The 1761-nt window shown below is 67.7% G+C and carries 1 protein-coding gene; it reads left to right on the top strand.

The features are described 5' to 3' along the window. Nucleotides 1-382 precede the first annotated feature (382 nt). Complete coding sequence (fabV, locus tag V3B64_RS15565) at nucleotides 383-1642, top strand: enoyl-ACP reductase FabV (protein ID WP_329914424.1); 1260 nt, start codon at nucleotides 383-385, stop codon at nucleotides 1640-1642. The last annotated feature ends 119 nt before the right edge of the window (nucleotides 1643-1761 follow it).

Here is a 1761-nt window from a genome sequence, read left to right as displayed (position 1 = left end):
TACCAGAGCAGGATGCCGTTCCGACAGATCGCGGAAATCTGTCGAAGGCGGGGGGGGGGGGGGGGGGGGGGGGGGGGGGCGGGGGGGGGCGGGGGGGGGCGGCCGGGGGGGGGGGGGGGCGGGGCCCCCCCCCCCCCCCGCCCCCCCCCCCCCCCCCCCGCCAACCCACAGGAACCCAGCTTTTGAAATTGCTCCGGCTCCGGCCGTTGCTCCGGCCTCTGCGGGTGCAGGGTGCAACCCTGCAGAACAAACCCCACCCTACGCCGCCGTCGGTTGTGCAATCTTCCCCCGCGCACTACGATCCTGCGGTTCGCGCGCGCAGGCGCGCACCCGTATTCCTGCTGAGCGCCCCGTGCGCCGCATCTGCCAACCCGAGGTATCCATGGTCATCAAACCGCGCGTCCGCGGCTTCATCTGCGTCACCACCCACCCGACCGGCTGCGAAGCCGCGGTCAAGCAGCAGATCGACTACATCCGCGCACGTCCGCCGATCCAGAATGGTCCCAAGCGCGTGCTGGTGATCGGCGCCTCCACCGGCTACGGCCTGGCTGCGCGCATCACTGCCGCCTTCGGCAGTGGCGCCGCCACCCTGGGCATCTTCTTCGAACGCCCGGGTAGTGAAACCAAGCCGGGCACCGCGGGCTGGTACAACTCGGCCGCGTTCCACAAGTACGCCGACGAAGCCGGCCTGTACGCCAAGAGCATCAACGGCGATGCCTTCTCCGATGAAGTGAAGGCCAGGACCATCGAGATGATCAAGGCCGATCTCGGCCAGGTCGACCAGGTCGTCTACAGCCTTGCCGCGCCGCGCCGCAAGCACCCGAAGACCGGAGAGATCATCAGCTCCACGCTGAAGCCGATCGGCGAGCCGATCACCCTGCGTGGCCTGGATACCGACAAGGAAGTGCTGACCGAGACCCATCTGCAGCCGGCCACCCCGGAAGAAATCGCTGGCACCGTCGCGGTGATGGGCGGCGAGGACTGGCAGATGTGGATCGATGCGCTGGCCGACGCCGGCGTGCTGGCCAATGGCTGCACCACCACCGCATTCACCTACGTGGGCGAAGAGATCACCCAGGCGATCTACTGGAATGGCTCGATCGGTGCGGCCAAGAAGGACCTGGACACCAAGGTGCTGGGCCTGCGCGAGAAGCTGGCCAGGATCGGTGGCGACGCGCGCGTGTCGGTGCTGAAGGCCGTGGTCACCCAGGCCAGCTCGGCCATTCCGACCATGCCGCTGTACCTGTCGCTGCTGTTCAAGGTGATGAAGGAAAAGGGCACGCACGAAGGCTGCATCGAACAGCTCGACGTGCTGTACGATATCCTCTACGGCGGCAAGGCCGATGGCGTGGCGGTCGATCGTCTGCGCCACGACCTGGTCGATGGCGATGGCCACACCGTCGCGCTGGTCGATGACGAAGGCCGCCTGCGTGCCGATTACAAGGAAATGGCCGCGGACGTGCAGGGCAATGTGGTCGCGCTGTGGCCGCAGGTGACCAACGAGAACCTGTACGAGATCAGCGATCTGGCCGGCTACAAGGCCGATTTCCTGCGCCTGTTCGGTTTTGGCGTGGAGGGTGTCGACTACGAGGCCGACGTCAATCCGGACGTGAAGATCGAAAATCTGGTCGACATGACCTGATCAACGAAGAGGCCGGCGAAAGCCGGCCTTCTCTTTGGGTGGTGCCGGGCGCGGGGCGGGCACCCCCGGGGCGTGCGCGGGGCCGGCCGCCGGGGGGCCCACGAAGCGGCACCCGCACC

This window comes from Stenotrophomonas sp. SMYL86, assembly GCF_036320025.1.
GTDB lineage: Bacteria > Pseudomonadota > Gammaproteobacteria > Xanthomonadales > Xanthomonadaceae > Stenotrophomonas > Stenotrophomonas maltophilia_A.
Note: the sequence above shows the minus strand (reverse complement) of the source record. Positions and strands in the feature narration are given on the sequence as shown.